This is a genomic window from Pseudomonas sp. AC112 (genome assembly GCF_979253545.1).
In genome coordinates this window covers 2,389,152-2,409,582 of sequence record NZ_CEEDCM010000001.1, presented here as the reverse complement: position 1 = coordinate 2,409,582, position 20,431 = coordinate 2,389,152, and the positions used below count along the sequence as shown (strand labels likewise).

The 20,431-nt window shown below is 61.5% G+C and carries 14 protein-coding genes; 11 read left to right on the top strand and 3 right to left on the bottom strand.

The window, feature by feature from the left end; genetic code table 11:
- Positions 1 to 5: 5 nt before the first annotated feature.
- From tssK to tagH, 3 genes are read right to left on the bottom strand one after another with little or no spacing between them, the layout of a single operon-like run.
- Positions 6 to 1,340, bottom strand: coding sequence for a type VI secretion system baseplate subunit TssK (tssK, locus tag AC0IYN_RS11070; protein ID WP_406599574.1), 1,335 nt, complete (start codon positions 1,338 to 1,340; stop codon positions 6 to 8).
- A gap of 18 nt (positions 1,341 to 1,358) precedes the next feature.
- The gene (gene tssJ / locus AC0IYN_RS11065; protein WP_406599575.1) at positions 1,359 to 1,868 is read right to left on the bottom strand and encodes a type VI secretion system lipoprotein TssJ; all 510 of its coding nucleotides are present in this window, start codon (positions 1,866 to 1,868) and stop codon (positions 1,359 to 1,361) included.
- A 57-nt stretch (positions 1,869 to 1,925) separates the two neighbouring features.
- The gene (gene tagH, locus AC0IYN_RS11060) at positions 1,926 to 3,254 is read right to left on the bottom strand and encodes a type VI secretion system-associated FHA domain protein TagH (RefSeq protein WP_406599576.1); all 1,329 of its coding nucleotides are present in this window, start codon (positions 3,252 to 3,254) and stop codon (positions 1,926 to 1,928) included.
- 394 nt (positions 3,255 to 3,648) lie between these two features.
- Here tagH and tssA point away from each other — a divergent pair, with 394 nt between their 5' ends.
- The 11 genes from tssA (at position 3,649) to AC0IYN_RS11005 (ending at position 20,423) form a co-directional block, all read left to right on the top strand.
- The gene (tssA, locus tag AC0IYN_RS11055) at positions 3,649 to 4,668 is read left to right on the top strand and encodes a type VI secretion system protein TssA (protein ID WP_471841416.1); all 1,020 of its coding nucleotides are present in this window, start codon (positions 3,649 to 3,651) and stop codon (positions 4,666 to 4,668) included.
- A 54-nt stretch (positions 4,669 to 4,722) separates the two neighbouring features.
- Positions 4,723 to 5,229 carry a type VI secretion system contractile sheath small subunit gene (tssB, locus tag AC0IYN_RS11050; RefSeq protein ID WP_010207547.1) on the top strand — a complete coding sequence of 169 codons (507 nt, stop codon included), beginning with the start codon at positions 4,723 to 4,725 and terminating at the stop codon, positions 5,227 to 5,229.
- A gap of 2 nt (positions 5,230 to 5,231) precedes the next feature.
- Positions 5,232 to 6,731, top strand: coding sequence for a type VI secretion system contractile sheath large subunit (gene tssC / locus AC0IYN_RS11045; RefSeq protein WP_078050756.1), 1,500 nt, complete (start codon positions 5,232 to 5,234; stop codon positions 6,729 to 6,731).
- A gap of 134 nt (positions 6,732 to 6,865) precedes the next feature.
- On the top strand, positions 6,866 to 7,354 hold the full coding sequence (locus AC0IYN_RS11040; RefSeq protein WP_005792512.1) for an Hcp family type VI secretion system effector: 489 nt from the start codon (positions 6,866 to 6,868) through the stop codon (positions 7,352 to 7,354).
- Positions 7,355 to 7,432: 78 nt separating this feature from the next.
- Complete coding sequence (gene tssE / locus AC0IYN_RS11035) at positions 7,433 to 7,948, top strand: type VI secretion system baseplate subunit TssE (protein ID WP_005792513.1); 516 nt, start codon at positions 7,433 to 7,435, stop codon at positions 7,946 to 7,948.
- Complete coding sequence (tssF, locus tag AC0IYN_RS11030) at positions 7,945 to 9,804, top strand: type VI secretion system baseplate subunit TssF (protein WP_457268002.1); 1,860 nt, start codon at positions 7,945 to 7,947, stop codon at positions 9,802 to 9,804. Before tssE ends, tssF begins: the two co-directional genes overlap by 4 nt.
- The gene (gene tssG / locus AC0IYN_RS11025) at positions 9,768 to 10,811 is read left to right on the top strand and encodes a type VI secretion system baseplate subunit TssG (RefSeq protein ID WP_471841414.1); all 1,044 of its coding nucleotides are present in this window, start codon (positions 9,768 to 9,770) and stop codon (positions 10,809 to 10,811) included. Before tssF ends, tssG begins: the two co-directional genes overlap by 37 nt.
- Positions 10,804 to 13,467, top strand: coding sequence for a type VI secretion system ATPase TssH (gene tssH / locus AC0IYN_RS11020; RefSeq protein ID WP_458376118.1), 2,664 nt, complete (start codon positions 10,804 to 10,806; stop codon positions 13,465 to 13,467). Before tssG ends, tssH begins: the two co-directional genes overlap by 8 nt.
- A 156-nt stretch (positions 13,468 to 13,623) precedes the next feature.
- Positions 13,624 to 15,564: a type VI secretion system Vgr family protein gene (locus tag AC0IYN_RS11015; RefSeq protein ID WP_406596258.1), complete on the top strand. Its 1,941-nt coding sequence runs from the start codon at positions 13,624 to 13,626 to the stop codon at positions 15,562 to 15,564.
- A 14-nt stretch (positions 15,565 to 15,578) separates the two neighbouring features.
- Positions 15,579 to 16,013 (top strand): DcrB-related protein, encoded by a 435-nt coding sequence (locus AC0IYN_RS11010; RefSeq protein WP_406596257.1) that lies wholly within the window; start codon positions 15,579 to 15,581, stop codon positions 16,011 to 16,013.
- A 12-nt stretch (positions 16,014 to 16,025) separates the two neighbouring features.
- The gene (locus AC0IYN_RS11005) at positions 16,026 to 20,423 is read left to right on the top strand and encodes an RHS repeat-associated core domain-containing protein (protein WP_471841413.1); all 4,398 of its coding nucleotides are present in this window, start codon (positions 16,026 to 16,028) and stop codon (positions 20,421 to 20,423) included.
- Positions 20,424 to 20,431 lie beyond the last annotated feature (8 nt).

Below are 20,431 nucleotides of genomic sequence, written 5' to 3'. Positions count from 1 at the left end.
GCGAATTATCCTCGGATCGCCCAGAAGGCCAGGTTCAAGCCCGGGAACTGCCCGGCGATATGGAAGGCGAAGCCACCGGAGTTGCCTAGCTGTTGCCAGGCCTCGCTGCCGCGATCCAGCTCGTAATAGGTCGAGCCTGCGTGGTACGGCAGTTGGCGTGGCGCCACGGGCAGAGGCAACAGGGTGATGCCCGGCAGTTGCAGGTTGACCAAATCGCGGATGTGCTCCACTGAGCCAACCTTGCTCTGCTGGCCGAAGCGCGCGCGCAGGGTTTCGCCGGGGACATCGGCACGCACCACCAGGATGAAGCTGGCGTTGTCGAGCAGGGTTTTGTCGGCCAGCATCGCCACGTGCACGCCGTAGGCTTTCTCGACAATCGGGATTGGCGTGGCCTTGCTGTCGATCAGCATCGACAGCGCTTCACGCAGCGCGGCCATTACCGGGGCAAAGCTCAGGGCCAGGTCGTCGTGCTGGTATTGCGGGTATTCCTGGGGACGGCGGCCCGAGGTCGAGAAGGTCGAGAACTCACCGGCCAGGCTCACCAATTCACTGAAGAAGCGCTCCGGGTGCAGCGGGCTCAGCTGGCTCAAGTGCTGGATCAGCGGTTGGGCGCGGTTGACCAGTTGCAGCAGCATGAAGTCGGCAATCTCCGACGCGCCACCGGCCCCCGAGGCAACTACGCGGCCAGCCAAGGCTTCGCCACGCTGGTGCAGCAGGCCGAGCAATTCACTGCGGAACGCGGTCAGCGGCTTGCTCGCGGCGACGTCCAGGACCGGCGGGATGTAGGTGTCGTCGAGCACCAGCGCACGGTCGGCGCGCTTTTCCTTGATGCGTACCAGGCCGATGGCGGCGTAATCGCTGATGCCATCCTGGGCGGTCAGCAGGCGCAGGGCCCGGGAGCCCACGGCCACCGGGGCGCGGTTTTCGAAGGGTGCGTTGTCGTCACGCACTTCACGGACCTGGCTCACGTAACGCGCCGCCTCCAGGGCTTCGCCTTCATCCACGGTATCGCGGGCGCCTGCACGCTTGAGCGGCAGCGACAGGTACACCAGGCCGTCGCGCAGGTTGTCGTCAATGTTCAGCGGGCTCGGCGCCAGGTCGTCCTGGGGGATGTTGAACGGCGTGCCGTCGGGCAACAGGCCACGTGCCGAGACGATTGCCAGCTTGCCCTGGGCCAGCAGACCCTGGTCGATCAGCAGCTCGGAAAAACCCCAGGCGCCGGCCGATAAAGGGCGGCTGCGGGCGTCGATCAGGTTTTCCAGGTAACGGTCATGCTGCTGGAAGTGCTGCGTTCCGATGAACATGCCTTCCGACCAGACCACGCGATTGTTCCAGGACATGGGGGCTCCGATTGCTTCTTATTGGGCAGGGCTGGATGGGGTGACCACGACGTCGGCGCGCACGGCACGCACATCGAGGCTGATCTGGTATTCGGTGTATTGGCGCGCGGGCACGTTGATCACCGTGCGCCATTGCGCGCGGTCCAACTCGCGATAGCCCACCAGCAAGCCGATCTGGCGCGTGGACGGGTCGAGGTCGCGCTGGATGCTCAGTTGCTCGCCGGGTTGCACCATCACTTCGTCCTGGTCCAGCAGGTCCAGGCCCAGGGTCGATTGCGCTCGGTCGGCCAGCGCGAAGTAATCGGAGCGGGCAAAAGTGGCGGCGTTTTTCAGCTCGAAGATACGCACCCGCACCGGGGCGGCCTGGCCGTTGGCGCCGGGGTTAAGCCCGCTGATCGCGTGAAAGTGCAACTCGACGGCGGCGGTATCCGCCTCGGCCTCGGCGGCTGTTTCGGGTTTGGCGGCGTCTTTGGCACACGCCGTCAGCAGCAGCAAGGTGGCGGCTGCGAGTAAAAACCTGGGAATCATCCTGCGTCCTCAATGACGTACTTAGCTATCCGTTAATCCATGTGTTGCGGCGCGGTTTTACCGACGCTGTCGTGCGCTGTGTTCTTCGTAGGCCCGGCTGAATTCGCGGCCGAACAGGTCCTGGAAATCTTCCTGGGCCTCGCGGGAAATATTGCTGTAGAGCTCGGTGAACTGCTGCCAGTACTGCGCCTGGCGCGAGCCATTGAAAAGGCTCGACAGCCCACCGGGCTTGCCCATGCGTTCTTCCAATTGCGCCGGTTCGAAGCGACTGAGCAAGTGTTTGATCGCCGCTTCCACGCCGGCCATCACCGCCAACTGGTGGGCACGCAGGTCATTGAAACTGTCGCGCACGGCGAGGTCCGGTGCCATAAACGCCTGGTTGCCGTGACGAAGCAAAAGCAGTAACGCTTCGTCAGCATTGGGGGCAAATTTCAACGGATTGTTTTCCGCGGGCTGGATCATCGTTTGCTGCATGCGGAACTCACCCTTGAGGCTGGCACGGGCACGCAACACGTCGATCATGCCTTCGACCATCAGGCGGTAGCTGCGGCCGATGCTTTCCATCTGGGCCTCGGCCTGGGCTTTGTCCAGGCGCAATTGGTCCAGGCCCGCGCCGCGCAGGAAGGCTTGCAAAAGATCGGGTTGTTGGCTGTCTGCCACGGGGAGCACAGGCTCGACCACGGGTGGCGGCGGGATGACTGGCTGTGGAGTCGGCGGTGGTGGAGCACTGACAACAGGTGCAGGCGCATCGCCAAACAGGTCCCAGTCTTCGGGGATCACCGCGCCCGACACCACAGGCGGCTCGGCCACAGGCATGGCGACCGGCGTCGGCGGGCGGAAGTCGTGCTGCTCGGAAGGCACGTGGTCCGGCACGGTGGGCGGTGGCACGGCGGTGGGGCTGAGGAAGTCGAACAGGTCCGGCAGCGTGTCCATCGAAGACGCACCCTGGAACTGCGGTGCGATCACGGGCACAGGCGCGGGCTTGTTTGCCACGGCGCCCATCAGCGCTTCAAAGCTGTTCGGCGAATCGCCGGCAAACGGCTGGCTGTCGATGGCTTGCACATTGAAGTCGATGCGCGCCTGGATCTCGTAATCGCCGATGCGGATCAGTTCACCATCTTGCAACAGCTCACTATTACCCCGGCGCATACGAATACCGGCTTTAACCAACTCCACACCGTTTGTGCTGTTATCGGTTAAATAATAACGGCCCTCTTTGTATTGAATAACGCAATGTTGCGAGGACACCAGGCGCTCTGGATCAGGCAATACCCAGTCATTATCCGAGCTGCGGCCGATAGCCATCGCGCCCTGATTCATGGACTTTTCGGAGCACTGCCCAGGGGTGATCTTGTGATAACTAGTGATAGTCAAACACAGCGACATCTTGCCTCCTTGCTGATACTTCGCGCGCGGTCGATTCCCGGGACAGCGCTCCCCGGGGTATCCCCATCAGGTCGAGCAATCGACCGTCTAAAACCTGCCAATGCCAGCATGATCGCTGATCTTAACTGGGCTCTATGACAAAAATCCTGTCCCGGTGCGTCGTTCGACCCACCAGTCGCGCAGGTTGTTAAGCACCGCACATCTGTCACAGAGGGCGAATAGCTTACCTTGACAAGGCGTAAGTACTACACCAAAAATGCACAACTTCTTGAATACCAGTGATGGCACATTAGTGGCATCTTGCTTATATGACCAAGAAAACATGCAAAGTTCCTCGCGCAACTAATGCATGAATTGCCCGCCATCTAACGGGCTGATAGGGAGATCAAATTCAGTGGATGTGCCGTTGCTGCTCACCGCCGTTTCCGCGACTTCGCCCTGTGGCGAAGACATGGAATATGACGCGCAATTTCTGCAATTGGAGCGTGATGCCAAGGGCCAACCCGAGCGCAGCATGGGCGATTCGGTCCTGCCCGCTGAACCGCCGGAATGGCGCAGCATCCAGCAGCAAAGCCTCGACTTGCTCGCGCGCAGCAAAGACCTGCGCATCACTCATTTCCTGTTGCAAAGCGCTCTCGCCCTCCAGGGTGTGGCCGGCCTGGCCGAAGCCCTGACGCTGATCGACGCCCTGCTGCGCGACTACTGGGCCGACCTGCACCCGCGCCTGGACGCCGACGACGATAACGACCCCACCGTGCGCATCAACGCCCTCACCGGCCTGACCTGCGACACCAACATCCGCCTGCTGCGCGAAAGCATCCTGACACGCTCGCGCACTTTCGGGCCCGTGAGCCTACGCGCGGCGCTCAACGCCAGTGGCCTGTTGAGCTTCCCCGATGAACAACTCGGCGCCCAGCAGCTCAATGCCGCGTTCCTCGACAGCGACCCGGAGCAACTGCAAGCCACCCGCGACGCCCTGGTTGCAGCGCGTGCAGCGTGCGAAGCGATCGAACAACAGGTCAACGATCAAGTCGGTTCCGCCCAGGGCGTGGACCTCAGTGCCTTGAAGCAACCGCTCAAGCAGGCGTTGCAGATACTCAATCAAGCGGTGCCCGGCACCGCCGGTAGCAGCGAACCCGAGGCCGTCAGTGACGACAATGCCCCCTCGGTCGACTTCGCCGCCGCCCCCGCAGCACCGCGCCCCGTTGGCGATATCGCCAGCCGCGACGATGTGCTGCGCAGCCTCGACAAGATCCTTGCGTACTACACCCGGCACGAGCCTTCGAGCCCGCTGCCGGTGCTGTTGAACCGGGCCAAGAATCTGGTACACGCCGACTTCGCGGCCATCGTGCGTAATCTGATTCCCGACGGCATGTCCCAATTTGAAAACCTGCGCGGCCCGGACGGCGAATAAACCGCCCGACTGTGCAGTAACAACACCGTCGCTCAAGCGACCAGGAGCAGCAACGTGGCGAAGCAAAGTTCTCAGAAATTCATCGCGCGCAACCGCGCGCCTCGAGTGCAGATCGAGTACGACGTCGAGCTCTACGGCGCCGAGAAAAAGGTCCAGCTGCCCTTCGTGATGGGTGTGATGGCCGACCTCGCCGGCAAGCCCGCCGAGCCTTTGGCGCCGGTGGCCGACCGCAAGTTCCTTGAAGTGGACGTCGACAATTTCGACTCACGCCTCAAGGCCATGCAGCCGCGCGTGGCGTTCCACGTACCGAACGAGTTGACCGGCGAAGGCAACCTGAGCCTGGACATCACCTTCGAAAGCATGGACGACTTCAGCCCGGCCGCCGTGGCGCGCAAGGTCGACTCGCTGAACCAACTGCTCGAAGCCCGCACCCAGCTGGCCAACCTGCTGACCTACATGGACGGCAAGACCGGCGCTGAAGAAATCATCATGAAGGCGATCAAGGACCCGGCACTGCTCCAGGCACTTGCCAGCGCGCCCAAGCCTGCAGGGGACCAGTAATCATGACTGACAATACCGCCCGCGAAGGCACCCAGATCCTGGGTACCCAGACCGAAGAAGCCAGCGAGTTCGCGAACCTGCTGCTGCAGGAATTCAAGCCAAAGACAGAGCGCGCCCGCGAAGCCGTGGAAACCGCTGTGCGCACCTTGGCCGAACAGGCCCTGGCGCAAACCGACCTGGTGTCCAATGACGCGATCAAGTCGATCGAATCGATCATCGCCGCCATCGACGCCAAGCTGACCGCCCAGGTCAACCAGATCATCCATCACCAGGATTTCCAGCAGCTGGAAAGCGCCTGGCGTGGCCTGCACTACCTGGTCAACAACACCGAGAGCGATGAGCAGCTGAAGATCCGCGTGCTCAACATCTCCAAGCCGGACCTGCACAAGACCCTGAAGAAATTCAAGGGCACTGCGTGGGACCAGAGCCCGATCTTCAAGAAGATGTACGAAGAAGAATACGGCCAGTTCGGCGGCGAGCCGTACGGCTGCCTGGTAGGCGACTACTACTTCGACCAGTCGCCACCCGATGTCGAACTGCTGGGCGAGCTGTCGAAAGTCTGCGCCGCCATGCACTCCCCGTTCATCGCTGCCGCTTCGCCGACTGTGATGGGCATGGGCTCGTGGCAAGAACTGTCGAACCCGCGCGACCTGACCAAGATTTTCACCACCCCGGAATACGCCGGCTGGCGTTCGCTGCGTGAATCGGAAGACTCGCGCTACATCGGCCTGACCATGCCGCGCTTCCTGGCGCGCCTGCCGTATGGCGCCAAGACCGACCCGGTGGAAGCCTTCGCCTTCGAAGAAAACACCGACGGTGCCGACAGCTCCAAGTACACCTGGGCCAACGCCGCGTACGCGATGGCGGTGAACATCAACCGTTCGTTCAAGCACTACGGCTGGTGCTCGCGCATCCGTGGCATCGAGTCCGGCGGCGAAGTGGAAAACCTGCCGGCGCACACGTTCCCTACCGATGACGGTGGCGTGGACATGAAATGCCCGACCGAAATCGCTATTAGCGACCGCCGTGAAGCGGAGCTGGCGAAGAACGGTTTCATGCCGCTGCTGCACAAGAAAAACACCGACTTCGCCGCGTTCATTGGCGCCCAGTCGTTGCAGAAACCGGCCGAATACGATGACCCGGACGCCACCGCCAACGCCAACCTGGCCGCGCGCCTGCCGTACCTGTTCGCCACCTGCCGTTTCGCCCACTACTTGAAGTGCATCGTGCGCGACAAAATCGGCTCCTTCAAAGAGAAGGACGAGATGCAGCGCTGGTTGCAGGACTGGATCCTCAACTACGTGGACGGTGACCCTGCGCACTCCACCGAAACCACCAAGGCCCAGCACCCATTGGCTGCCGCCGAAGTGATCGTGGAAGAAGTGGAAGGCAACCCGGGTTACTACAACTCCAAGTTCTACCTGCGCCCGCACTACCAGCTCGAAGGGCTGACCGTGTCGCTGCGCCTGGTATCGAAGCTGCCTTCGGCGAAAAGCGCGTAAGAACCCGCATCGCCCTTTGTAGGAGCCGGCTTGCCGGCGATGGCGATCTTGAGGACGCCATCGCCGGCAAGCCGGCTCCTACAGGGACACGGCGTTAACCAAATATCGTGGCTGAGTCCACACAGGGAGAAAACATGGCTGTTGATATTTTCATCAAGATCGGCGACATCAAGGGCGAGTCCATGGACAAGGCCCACAAGGACGAAATCGACGTGCTGAACTGGAGCTGGGGCATGGCCCAGTCCGGCAACATGCACGTAGGCGGTGGCGGCGGTGCGGGCAAGGTGAATATCCAGGACCTGTCGCTGACCAAGTACGTCGACAAGGCCTCGCCGAACCTGATGATGCACTGTGCCAGCGGCAAGCACATCGACAAGGTCAAGCTGACCGTGCGCAAGGCCGGTGGCGAAAGCCAGGTCGAGTACATGGTGATCAACCTGGAAGAAGTGCTGGTCACCTCGCTGAGCACCGGCGGTTCGGGCACCGATGACCGCCTGACCGAGAACGTCACCCTGAACTTCGCCCAAGTGATGGTCGACTACCAGCCGCAGAAAGCCGACGGCACCAAAGACGGCGGCGCGATCAAGTTTGGCTGGAACATCCGTTCCAACACCAAGCGCTGATAGCCCTTGAGGCCGTGGCTTAGCGCCACGGCCCCAACCCACTTGTCCCTCTCACAACCCGTCCGTGGAGCCGCTTTGGTGGTCACTGAAATCGCTTCCCGCGACCGTCTGCAACCGTCCCTGTTGGACCGGTTGACTGACGACGATCCAACCAACCCCAAGGAAAGCGCCGACAAACGCGTGCTGTCCCTGACCCAATTGAAAGCCTCGGTGCTGCGCGACCTGGCGTGGCTGCTCAACACCACGTCGTTGCTCGATGCCGATGCCACGCTGCACACACCGGCCGGTACTTCGGTGGTCAACTACGGTCTGCCGGCGCTGGCGGGTAACAGTGTTTCAAGCGTGGATATCAAGGCCCTGGAAGCGTTGATCTACCAGGCCATCGCTACCTTTGAGCCACGCATTCTGCGCCACACCCTGCGCGTAAAAGCCCGCGTCGGCCATGGCGAGATGAACCATAACGCGCTGAGTTTCGAGATCGAAGGCGACCTGTGGGCACAGCCCGTGCCGTTGCGCCTGCTGCTGCAAACCGACCTGGACCTGGAATCGGGCCACGTACGCGTGGTCAACGCTGACCAGCGGAGGCGCCCATGAACCCGCGCCTGCTGGAGCTGTACAACCAGGAACTGCACCACGTGCGCGAAAGCGCCGCCGAGTTCGCCAAGGAATACCCGAAGATCGCCAGTCGGCTGACTCTGTCCGGCATGGACTGCGCCGACCCGTACGTCGAACGTTTGCTCGAAGGCTTTGCCTACCTCACGGCCCGCGTACAGCTCAAGCTCGACGCCGAGTACCCGACCTTCACCCACAACCTGCTGGAAATCGCCTACCCGCACTACCTGGCGCCGACGCCTTCGATGACCGTGGTGCAATTGCAGACCGATCCCGATGAAGGCTCCTTGACCAGCGGTTTCCCACTGCCCCGCGACACCGTATTGCGCGCCGCCCTGGGCCGTGAAACCCAGACGTGCTGCGAGTACCGCACTGCACACCCGGTGACGTTGTGGCCGTTGCAGGTGAGCAATGCCGAATACTTCGGCAACCCTGCCGCCGTGTTGGGCCGCCTGGCCGCCAGTGAGCCGAAAGCCAAGGCCGGCCTGCGCCTGACCCTGCGTACCGGCGCCGAATTGCCCTTCAACAGCCTCGACCTGGATAACCTGCCGCTGTACCTCAGCGGTGCCGACGAGCAACCGTTCCGCCTCTACGAACAACTGCTGGGCAACGCCTGTGCGGTGTTTGCACGCAAGCCGGGTGGCGATTGGGTCGAGCGCCTGCCGCAGGATGCGTTGCGTTCCCGTGGTTTTGACGACGCCGACGCCGCCATGCCGGTGGTGGCGCGTGCCTTCCAGGGCTATCGCCTGTTGCAGGAATACTTCGCCCTGCCCCACCGCTACCTGTTCGTCGAGTTCGCCGAACTGAGCCGCGCAGTCAAACGCTGCGACGGCCAGGAGCTGGAACTGATCGTGCTGTTCGATCGCCACGAACCGAGCCTGGAAGGCAGTGTCGGTGCGGCGCAGTTCCTGCCGTTCTGCACCCCGGCGATCAACCTGTTCCCCAAGCGCGTGGACCGCATCCACTTGTCCGACCGGGTCAACGAACACCATGTGATTGCCGACCGCACGCGGCCGATGGATTTCGAGATTCATTCGCTGAGTGGCATCACCGGCCATGGCACCGGGCCGGAGCAGCCGTTCTTGCCGTTCTATGCGGTGCGCGACCCGTCGCGCTATGGCCGCGACCAGGCCTATTACACCGTGCGCCGCGAGCCGCGCGTGCTGTCCAGCGACCAGCGTCGCAACGGCCCGCGCTCCACCTATGTGGGCAGCGAGACCTTTGTCAGCCTGGTGGACAGCGGGCAAGCGCCCTACCGCCACGATCTGCGCCAACTCGGCGTGACGGCGCTGTGCACTAACCGCGACCTGCCGCTGTTCATGAGTGTTGGCAACGGCAAGACCGACTTCACCCTGGCCGACAGCGCCCCGGTATTGGCCGTGCGCTGTGTCGCAGGCCCGAGCCGCCCGCGCGCCAGCCACGCCCATGACGCCAAGGCCTGGCGCCTGATCAGCCAGTTGTCGCTCAATTATTTGTCTTTGAGCGAACAGGGCCAGGGCGCTGCGGCCTTGCGCGAACTGCTGCGCCTGTACGGCGACAGCAACGACGCCGCCCTGCAATTGCAGATCGAAGGCCTGCGCGACGTCAGCAGCAAAGCCGTGACCCGTCGCTTGCCGATGCCCGGCCCGATCGTGTTTGGCCGTGGCCTGGAAATCACCTTGGAATTCGATGAAAACGCGTTTCGCGGCACCGGCGTGTTCTTGCTCGGTGCGGTGCTGGAACGCTTCCTGGCACGCTACGTGTCGATCAACAGTTTTACCGAGACGGTGATCCGTACCACCGAACGCGGCGAGATCATGCGATGGAAAGCCAAGCCCGGACGTCGTCCGACCCTGTGAGTACCCTGGATGCGATGCATCAGGAGCCCTGGGAATACGATTTCTTCCAGGCGCTGCGCCGTATCGAGTGCGAATCGCCAGACCTGCCGCGCCTGGGCCATTCCCTGCGCCTGGCGGATGACCCGCTGCGCCTGGGGCAACAGGCTGACTGCACCTTTGCGCCGGCCACCCTGGCCTCGGTCGATCCCGGTGGCGACGGCAAGCCGGCGCGGCTGGAGCAGTTCTTCTTCGGCCTTGGCGGCCCCAATGGCCCGCTGCCGCTGCATATCACCGAATACGTACGCGAGCGTCAGCGCAACAATGCCGACAGCACCAGCAAACAGTTCCTGGATGTGTTCCACCATCGCCTGCTCAGCCTGTTCTACCGGGCCTGGGCTGAAGCAAGGCCGACGGTCAGCCACGACCGCCCGGACGATGACTACTGGTCCGCGCGCCTCGCCGCCCTGAGTGGCCGCGGCATGCCAAGCCTGCTGAATCAGGGGCTCATCCCGGATACCGCGAAGCTGCACTACAGCGGCCACCTCTCGGCGCAAACCCGCTACCCGGACGGCTTGAAAGCCATTCTCGGCGAGTACTTCGGCCTACCGGTGGAGATCGAAGAGTACGTCGGCCAATGGCTGGAGCTGCCCGAGCGCAGCCGCGTGAGTGTAAGTGCCAACCGCCTGGGCGTGGACTTTTGCCTGGGCAGCTTCGTGTGGGACCGGCAACACAAATTCCGCATTCGCCTGGGCCCGCTCACGCTGGATGACTACATGGGCATGCTGCCCGGCCACCAGCCGTTCAACGAGCTGGTGGCCTGGGTGGCGGAGTACCTGGGCCACGAACTGGACTGGGACCTTAACTTGGTCCTGCAACAACCCGAAGTCCCGGCGCTGCAACTCAATAGTCAGTTCCGCCTGGGCTTCAACACCTGGCTCGGCAAGCCCGAGCATGACGCCAACGACCTAATCCTGGCCCGGCATTACGCCGATCACGCCACCACCTCAAGGAATCCAGAGCATGGGTGAAATCAGTCGCGCCGCACTGTTCGGCAAACTCAACAGCGTGGCCTACAAGGCCATCGAAGCCGCCACCGTGTTCTGCAAACTGCGGGGCAACCCGTATGTGGAACTGGCCCATTGGTTTCACCAGTTGCTGCAACTGCAGGACTCGGACCTGCACCGCATCATCCGTCAATTCAACGTGGAGCCGGCGCGCCTGGCCCGTGACCTGACCGAAGCGCTGGACCGTTTGCCGCGTGGCTCGACGTCGATCACCGACCTGTCCTCCCATGTGGAAGAAGCCGTGGAACGCGGTTGGGTCTACGGCAGCCTTATGTTTGGTGAAAGCCAGGTGCGTACCGGCTACCTGGTGCTGGGCATCCTGAAGACGCCTAGCCTGCGTCATGCGCTGTTGGGCTTGTCTGCCGAGTTCGACAAGATCAAGGCCGAGGCCCTGAGCGAGCGTTTCGACGAGTATGTCGGTGATTCGCCGGAGAACGCGCTGAGCGCCAGTGATGGTTTCAATGCCGGTGCCGTGCCCGGTGAAGCCAGCGGTGCCATGGCGCCGAGCGCGATGGGCAAGCAGGAAGCCCTCAAGCGTTTCACCGTGGACCTGACCGAACAGGCCCGCAGCGGCAAGCTCGACCCGATTGTTGGCCGTGACGAAGAGATCCGCCAACTGGTCGACATCCTTATGCGTCGTCGCCAGAACAACCCGATCCTCACCGGTGAAGCCGGGGTGGGCAAGACCGCCGTGGTCGAAGGCTTCGCCCTGCGTATCGTCGCCGGCGACGTGCCGCCAGCCTTGAAAGACGTGGAACTGCGCAGCCTCGATGTAGGCCTGCTACAAGCCGGCGCGAGCATGAAAGGCGAGTTCGAACAGCGCCTGCGCCAGGTCATCGAAGACGTGCAGGCCTCGCCCAAGCCGATCATTTTGTTTATCGACGAAGCCCACACACTGGTGGGTGCCGGTGGCGCCGCCGGCACCGGTGACGCAGCCAACCTGCTCAAGCCGGCCTTGGCACGTGGCACCTTGCGTACCGTGGCCGCGACCACCTGGGCCGAGTACAAGAAACACATTGAGAAAGACCCGGCCCTGACCCGTCGCTTCCAGGTGGTGCAAGTCGCCGAGCCGTCGGAAGACAAGGCGCTGCTGATGATGCGCGGTGTAGCGTCGACCATGGAAAAGCACCACCAGGTGCAGATCCTCGACGAAGCCTTGGAAGCCTCGGTGAAGCTATCCCACCGCTACATCCCGGCGCGCCAGCTACCGGACAAGTCCGTAAGCCTGTTGGACACCGCCTGCGCCCGCGTCGCCATCAGCCTGCACGCGGTGCCGGCCGAAGTGGACGACAGCCGCCGCCGCATCGAAGCGCTGGAAACCGAGTTGCAAATCATCGCTCGCGAGCATGCCATCGGTATTGCGATTGGTGCGCGCCAAACCAACACCGAGGCGCTATTGAGCGCTGAACGTGAGCGTCTTGCGACCTTGGAAAGCCGTTGGGCTGAAGAGAAAACCCTGGTGGACGAGCTGCTAGCCACCCGTGCAACGCTGCGTGAAAAGGCGGGCGTGGTAGACAGTGGTAACGATGAGCTGCGCGCCCAACTGGTCGACCTGCAACAGCGCCTCACCGCCCTGCAAGGCGAAACCCCGCTGATCCTGCCGACCGTGGATTACCAGGCCGTGGCCTCGGTGGTTGCTGACTGGACCGGCATCCCAGTGGGCCGCATGGCGCGCAATGAATTGGAAACGGTGCTCAACCTCGACCAGCACCTGAAGAAACGCATCATCGGCCAGGACCATGCCCTGCAGATGATCGCCAAGCGCATCCAGACTTCCCGCGCCGGCCTCGACAACCCGAGCAAGCCGATTGGCGTGTTCATGCTGGCCGGCACCTCCGGCGTGGGCAAGACCGAAACTGCCCTGGCCCTGGCCGAAGCCATGTACGGCGGTGAGCAGAACGTCATCACCATCAACATGAGCGAATTCCAGGAAGCCCATACGGTGTCGACCCTCAAGGGCGCGCCACCGGGCTATATCGGCTACGGCGAAGGCGGCGTGCTGACCGAAGCCGTGCGGCGCAAACCCTACAGCGTGGTGCTGCTGGACGAGGTGGAAAAAGCCCACCCGGACGTGCATGAGATCTTCTTCCAGGTGTTCGACAAGGGCGTGATGGAGGACGGCGAAGGCCGGGTGATCGACTTCAAGAACACCCTGATCCTGCTGACCACCAACGCCGGCACCGAGCTGATTTCCCACGTCTGCAAAGACCCGGCGAACATCCCTGAGCCAGAAGAAATCGCCAAGGCTTTGCGCCAGCCGCTGCTGGAAATCTTCCCGCCAGCTCTGCTCGGCCGCCTGGTGACGATCCCTTACTACCCGCTCAGCGACGAGATGCTCAAGGCGATCACCCGCCTGCAACTCAACCGCATCAAGAAGCGCGTAGAGACCACCCACAAGGTGGCTTTCGATTACGACGACGCGGTGGTCGACCTGATCGTCTCGCGCTGCACCGAGACCGAAAGCGGCGGGCGCATGATCGATACCATTCTCACCAACAGCCTGCTGCCGGACATGAGCCGTGAATTCCTCACGCGCATGCTCGAAGGCAAGGCGTTGGCGGGTGTACGTATCAGCAGCCGCGATAATGAATTGCACTACGCCTTCAGCGACGCAGATTGACCTGACGGAACACGGTCAAAATGTGGGAGCTGGCTTGCCTGCGATAGCGGTGTATCAGTCAACATCAATGTTGAATGTTCAAGTGCTATCGCAGGCAAGCCAGCTCCCACATTGGATTCGGTTCCTTCAGTAATCAAGACCTTTACAGGACGCCCAATGCTATTCAACCAAGCCTCACGCCTGGCCAAAATCACCAGCCCCCTCGGGCCGGATGTACTGCTGCTCAATGAAATGGGCGGTGGCGAGGAGCTGGGCAGGCTGTTCAACTACGAGCTGCAACTGACGTCCCTGGACGCCAACATCGATCTCAACCAGTTGCTCGGCAAGCCCATGAGCGTGGGCCTGCAATTGGCGGACGGTGGCGAGCGGCACTTCCACGGCATCGTCGCGCGGTGCAGCCAGAATATCGACCAGGGCCAGTTCGCCAGTTACCAGGTGACGCTGCGCCCATGGTTTTGGCTGCTCAGCCGCACCTCCGACTGCCGGATTTTCCAGAACCTGAGCATCCCGCAGATCATCAAGCAGGTGTTCCGTGACCTGGGTTTTTCCGACTTCGAAGACGCCCTGAGCCGGCCGTACCGCGAGTGGGAATACTGCGTGCAGTACCGCGAGACCAGCTTCGATTTCGTCAGTCGCTTGATGGAACAGGAAGGCATCTACTACTTCTTCCGCCACGAGCAGGACCGCCATGTGCTGGTGCTGGCCGACGCCTACGGTGCCCACACCACGGTGCCGGGCTACGCGTCGATCCCGTACTACCCCAAGGACGAGCAGCAACGCGAACGCGACCATATGCACAACTGGCACCTGGCGCACGAGGTGCAACCGGGTTCGCTGGAGCTCAACGACTACGACTTCCAGCGCCCCAGCGCCAGCATCGACGTGCGCTCGGCCATGCCGCGCCCGCACACCGCCGGCGACTATCCGCTGTACGACTACCCCGGCACCTACGTGCAAAGCGAGGACGGCGAGCACTATGCCCGCACCCGCATCGAAGCGCTGCAAACCCTGCATGAACAGATCGAGTTCAGCGGCAATGCTCGCGGCCTGGGTTCTGGGCATTTGTTCAGCCTCACCGGCTTCAGTCGCCAGGACCAGAACCGCGAATACCTGATCGTCGGCTGCCGCTACTACATCGTCCAAGAAAGCCTGGAAAGCGGCGGCGGTTCGGGCTCGGCACAGTTCGAAAGCAGCCTCACCTGCATCGACGCCCAGCAGAGCTTCCGCCCGTTGGCCAGCACCCACCGCCCGATCGTCAAAGGCCCGCAGACCGCGCTGGTGGTCGGCCCCAAAGGCGAGGAAATCTGGACCGACCAGTACGGCCGCGTGAAGGTGCACTTCTACTGGGACCGCCACGACCAGTCCAACGAAAACAGCTCGTGCTGGATTCGTGTGTCGCAATCCTGGGCCGGCAAGAACTGGGGCTCGATGCAGATCCCGCGGATCGGCCAGGAGGTGATCGTGAGCTTCCTTGAGGGCGACCCCGACCGGCCGATCATCACCGGGCGGGTCTACAACGCCGAGCAGACCGTGCCTTACGACCTGCCGGAAAACGCTACCCAGAGCGGCATGAAAAGCCGTTCGAGCAAGGGCGGCACGCCGGCCAACTTCAATGAAATCCGTATGGAGGACAAGAAGGGGTTGGAGCAGTTGTACATCCATGCCGAGCGCAACCAAGACATCGTGGTCGAGGTGGATGAAAGCCATTCGGTGGGGCATGACCGCAACAAGAGCATCGGCCACAACGAGACGGTGACCATCGGCAACAACCGCCTGCGCATCGTCAAGCAGGAAGACATCCTCTCGGTGGGCCAGAGGAAGACTGACAGCATCAGCCAGAGCTATGTCATCGAAGTCGGTGAAAACCTGCGCCTGGTCTGCGGCGAAAGCATTCTGGAGTTGAACGCCAGCGGGCAGATCAACCTCACGGGCGTGCAGATCAGCTTCTATGCCAGCGGCGATGCCGAGTTCAACACCGGCGGCGTGCTGCACCTGAACAACGGCGGCGGCCCCGGCGCCACGCCCGATGGCCAGGGCCAGAAAGGCGCCATCGACGCCAATATCAAAGCCGCGTTCCCCGCGCCTAAAAGCTCCTGACGAGACCTGTTTTCATGACGTATCGAATCAACGAATTCCAGTTCCAACTGCCGGCCAGCGAGCTGCAGGACGCGACGATCAATATCCTCAAGTTCCCGGAACTGGGGACTTCACTGATCGTCAGTCGCAGCATGCTCGCCGAGGGTGAAACCCTGCACAGCAACTTCAATGACCAACTCCAGCGCCTGGAAAAACAAGTGCAGGACTTGCGCTATCAACCGGGTGTTGATGTGCGCCTGGGCGCCGCGCAAGAGGTCGAAGGCATTGAGCTGCGCAGCCAATTCAACAAGGGCAATGACAAGGTGTTCCAGTATCAGCTGGCGCTGGTGCTACCGGGTACGCGCAAGATGCTCGCCTTGAGTTACGTGAAGGCCGACAAGCTTGGGGATGCCGAGGCGGCGCACTGGGCGCTGATCAAAAATTCGCTGTCGTTCGACGCTGTTTCCTGATGAGCTGCCTGCATGTCTGACGCGTTATGGGCGGCCCGGATGGGCGATGCACTGACCCACACCTCGATGATGGCGGATATCCTCGGCGGCGTGCTGGAGGTGGCGGCCAACGTGGCGATCACGGCACTGGCGACTGCCGCAGTCGCGGCCGCCGTGGGGGTGACGATTGCTACCGCCGGTATCGGCGGCTGCATCCTCGGCGCGGTGGTGGGCATTGTCGTCGGCATGGCCATGAGCAAGACGGGGGCCGACAAGGGCCTCAGTAAGATGTGCGAGAGTTTCGCCAATGCGCTGTTTCCACCGGTGGTGGAAGCCACGATTGCGGTGGGTTCGACCGACACGTTCGTCAACAGCATTCCGGCTGCGCGGGCCGCGGGCTCCATTCCTTCGCACGTGGCGCCCGCTGGTACGGAGCTTGAGCAAGCGCCGCCGGAGCCCGACCCCGAGCCAAAACCCGAGCCTGGCTTCCTGGACATGGCCGAGGGTTTCTTCTCCCAGCTATGGCGGCCCACCGTCGCCACGCCTGCACCGGGTGTGGTGCCGGCCCTCACCGACATGGTCCTGTGCGCCCGCCATCCGCCCATGCCGCCACAGCTTCTGGCCGAAGGGTCTGACAAAGTCACCATCAACGGCCAGCCCGCCGTACGCAGCGGTGATCGCAGCATGTGCGAAGCGACGGTGGTGTCGTCGGGGCTGATCTCGCCAAACGTCACCATTGGTGGTGGGACGGTGGTGGTGCAGGAAATTCGCAGTGGGAAGACCCCCGGCGTTGGCTTGGCGATTGAAGCATTGATGATGCTTAAAGGAGCCAAGGGCAAGACGCTGAGTAATTTGCCGTGCATGTTGCTCAGCGGGGTGGGTTCATACGCGGTGAGCCAGGCCATCGGGGCCATGACTAACGCGGCTATGGGCTCGATGAACCCAGTGCACGCGGCTACAGGCGCCAAGGTCCTGGGTGGCGAGGCAGAGTTGGATTTTGTGCTGCCGGGCGTACTGCCGATTCACTGGCAGAGGTTCTATAACAGTCGTGACGAGCGCCGCAGTGGGATGTTTGGCGCCGGCTGGAGCGTGTCCTACGAAGTCAGTGTCGAGGTCCTGCCGCACCCCGCCGGGGGTGAAGAACTGACTTATACCGATGAACAAGGCCGACAAATACAGCTCGGTTCGGTTGCTTTGGGCAGTGCGATGTTCAGTCCGGGCGAGGGCTTGAGCATTCGTCGGCACCGCAACGGCCAATTGCTGATTGAAAGTGATGACGGACTTTATCGCCTGTTTGACCCAACGCCAGGCACTAGCTCATTACTGCGCCTGAGTCAGTTGGGCGATCGCAATAACAACCGCATTTATCTCGACTATGACGATCTCGGGCGATTGGTACGTCTTCGCGACACTTTCGACCTGGTACAGGTGGAGCTGATCCGCGAGCAAGGTCGTGTGAGCCGGATTGAACGCGTGTATAGCGACCTGCCGCGAGAAGTATTGGTCAGTTATGAATACGACTTGGCAGGCGACCTGGCAATCGTGCGCGATGCGACCGGCCAGATTCAAAGACGCTTTGCTTACGACACCGGGCGGCGAATGGCAGAGCATCAACTGCCCACCGGCTTGCGCTGCTTCTACGAGTGGGCATTGATCGCCCAGGCTGAATGGCGCGTTGTCCGGCATTGGACGGATGAGGGCGACGAGTACCAATTCGAATACGACCTGGCCGCAGGCACAACGTGTATTACCGACAACGCGCAACGGGTTAGCACGCGAGTCTGGAACACTCAGCACCAAGTCATTGCCTATACCGACAACCTCGGCAATACCTGGCTATTTGAGTGGAATGACGAACGCCAGTTGCTAAGCGCCACAGACCCCCAGGGGGGGCGCTATGAATATCACTACGACGAATCAGGCAACCTGATTGGAGAAATCGATCCCCTAGGTCGCAAAGAGGCTTCATCGTGGCTGGCGCATTGGTCGCTGCCGCTGGCTCGAACCGATGCCGCAGGAAACAGCTGGCAGTTTCGCTATGACCCGCGCGGTAACTGCATCAGTGAGACTGATCCCCTTGGCTGTGCCACCCGTTATCGCTATGACAGTCGTGGACAAGTCGTCGAAATCATCGACGCCACCGGCAAGCAGAAAAAACTATCCTGGAACGGGCTCGGCCAGTTGATCGAGCACATCGACTGTTCAGGCTACCCGACTCGATTCAGTTACGACCATCGTGGATATTTGCAAGCCATCATCGATGCACTTGGCGAGCGTACCCAGTTCAGCTATGACGCAAAGGGGCGCCTGCTCAGTACCCAGCTGCCAGACGGCCGAACTGAACACTATTTGCGCAGTATCAGTGGCCAGTTGGTGGGTTATACCGATCCCGCCGGGCACACAACTCACTACCAGCACAACCGCCGGGGCCAGGTTAACCTGCGTACGGATGCCCATGGTCGCCAGGTACAGTTTGGGTATGATCGATTTGGCCGCCTGCAAGCGCTGACCAACCAGAACGGTGAAACATACCGATTCACCTGGGACGCCAGCGACCGGCTAATTGAACAGCAAGACCTGGACGGCAGCGCCAAGCGTTACAGCTACGACCCGCTCGACAGTGTCTGCGTGGTCACCGCCGTACCGGCGCCGCACGGCAACGGCATGGCGGTTGTCCCCTCAACGCCCCTCGACCCGATTGTTCATTATCTTGAGCGGGACGCGATGGGTCGCTTGATCGGCAAGGTAACGGCCGATGGGCGCACCGACTATTCCTATGACCCGCTGGATCGCCTCCTTGCAGTGAGCACTGTCGATGCGCAGGGAAACGCACAGCGCCTGGCTTTCAACTACGACGCGCTGGGTCAATTGCTTGGAGAGCATAGTGTTGCTGGCAGCCTGCAGCATCACTATGACGAGTTGGGTAACCTTATCCAAACGCGCTTACCCGACGGGCGTTGGCTCAACCGTCTTCATTACGGCAGCGGTCATCTTCACCAAATCAACCTCGATGGACGCGTTATCAGCGACTTCGAGCGCGATCGCTTGCATCGAGAAGTGTTGCGTACGCAAGGTCAGCTCAGCACCCGCAGCGAATACGACCGCAATGGTCGCTTGCGAGCTCGTCAATGCAGAAATGAAGGTGTTTCGACGTTACTGGCGCCGACGATGCAAATAGCGTTCGACTACGACCCTGCCGACAATCTGATTGGCAAGCTTGAACAGCTGCCCACTCACCAGCATCGTCAATTGCTTCACTACGATGCGACTGCGCGCATCATTGCCAACCAGGACAATCTGCAGGGGCAAACCGAAACATTCGCCTACGATGCGGCCGCCAACTTGCTTGATCCGCCGCAGGCGGCGAGCGGGCTGGTGGTACACAACAAACTGCTGACCTATCAGGACAAGCGTTATCGTTACGACGCTTTCGGCCGTCTCGCTGAAAAGCGCAGTGCGAAATGGGGCACTCAGCTTTTTACCTACGACGCTGACCACAGACTGATCGAAGTACGCCATCAAAAGGCTGAGCGAACGACTGTTATAAAAATGACGTATGACCCTTTGGGTCGTCGTATCGCTAAAAGCGAACATGACAGCCACGGCTTCCCGGTGGGGCAAACGCACTTCGTTTGGGACGGGTTGCGCTTATTGCTGGAACGCAAAAATAACCAGAGCAGCCTGTACCTCTACGAAGGTAACGGCTACGAACCCCTGGCACGTGTCGATGGCACTGGCGAGCATCAGCGTGTGCGTTACTACCACAATGATTTAAACGGTTTGCCTGAACAGTTGACGGAAGCGGACGGGCATACGCTGTGGCAATCGCGTTACCAGGTATGGGGCAACAGCGTCAGGGAAGTTCGCGAACCCTATTACATCGAGGAGCAGAACCTGCGTTTCCAGGGACAATACCTGGATCGGGAGACGGGCCTGCACTACAACACCTTCCGCTTTTATGATCCGGACGTAGGGCGGTTTACGACGCCCGACCCTATTGGGCTGGCAGGTGGGATTAACCTCTATGAATACGCGCCGAACCCTATCGTCTGGACTGACCCCCTTGGATACAAGGGTTGCAACGTCAAGGCAGGAGATGGCAAGACACACGATATCGTTCTTGAACTGACCAGGAAGCAGTACAAGCAGACGTTCGGTCACATCGCTGATGTCATCAAGGCGCGAGGAAAAAATATATTCACTATTGATCGCCTGGGCGCGGCAGATAACCGCAAAGCCTCTCTGGCCGGTCACCCGTCCGTCAAGGCACTGGATCGGGATGAATTCCCGATGGCGATGTTCAAAGAAGGTGGCAAAGGGGCTAGCGTCAGGTACATCGACCCTAGCGACAACCGAGGCGCAGGCTCCTCGATCGCGCATGCCCTGAGCGGCTATGACGACGGGACCCGAGTAAAAATAGTCGTGAAGTAACCGATTGG

What these genes read in the sequence shown, in the direction of transcription:
- tssK (WP_406599574.1), bottom strand. Translation starts at nt 1,340, where the DNA reads ATGTCCTGGAACAATCGCGTGGTCTGGTCGGAAGGCATGTTCATCGGA.
- tssJ (WP_406599575.1), bottom strand. Translation starts at nt 1,868, where the DNA reads ATGATTCCCAGGTTTTTACTCGCAGCCGCCACCTTGCTGCTGCTGACG.
- tagH (WP_406599576.1), bottom strand. Translation starts at nt 3,254, where the DNA reads ATGTCGCTGTGTTTGACTATCACTAGTTATCACAAGATCACCCCTGGG.
- tssC (WP_078050756.1), top strand. Translation starts at nt 5,232, where the DNA reads ATGACTGACAATACCGCCCGCGAAGGCACCCAGATCCTGGGTACCCAG.
- AC0IYN_RS11040 (WP_005792512.1), top strand. Translation starts at nt 6,866, where the DNA reads ATGGCTGTTGATATTTTCATCAAGATCGGCGACATCAAGGGCGAGTCC.
- tssF (WP_457268002.1), top strand. Translation starts at nt 7,945, where the DNA reads ATGAACCCGCGCCTGCTGGAGCTGTACAACCAGGAACTGCACCACGTG.
- tssG (WP_471841414.1), top strand. Translation starts at nt 9,768, where the DNA reads ATGGAAAGCCAAGCCCGGACGTCGTCCGACCCTGTGAGTACCCTGGAT.
- tssH (WP_458376118.1), top strand. Translation starts at nt 10,804, where the DNA reads ATGGGTGAAATCAGTCGCGCCGCACTGTTCGGCAAACTCAACAGCGTG.
- AC0IYN_RS11015 (WP_406596258.1), top strand. Translation starts at nt 13,624, where the DNA reads ATGCTATTCAACCAAGCCTCACGCCTGGCCAAAATCACCAGCCCCCTC.
- AC0IYN_RS11010 (WP_406596257.1), top strand. Translation starts at nt 15,579, where the DNA reads ATGACGTATCGAATCAACGAATTCCAGTTCCAACTGCCGGCCAGCGAG.
- AC0IYN_RS11005 (WP_471841413.1), top strand. Translation starts at nt 16,026, where the DNA reads ATGTCTGACGCGTTATGGGCGGCCCGGATGGGCGATGCACTGACCCAC.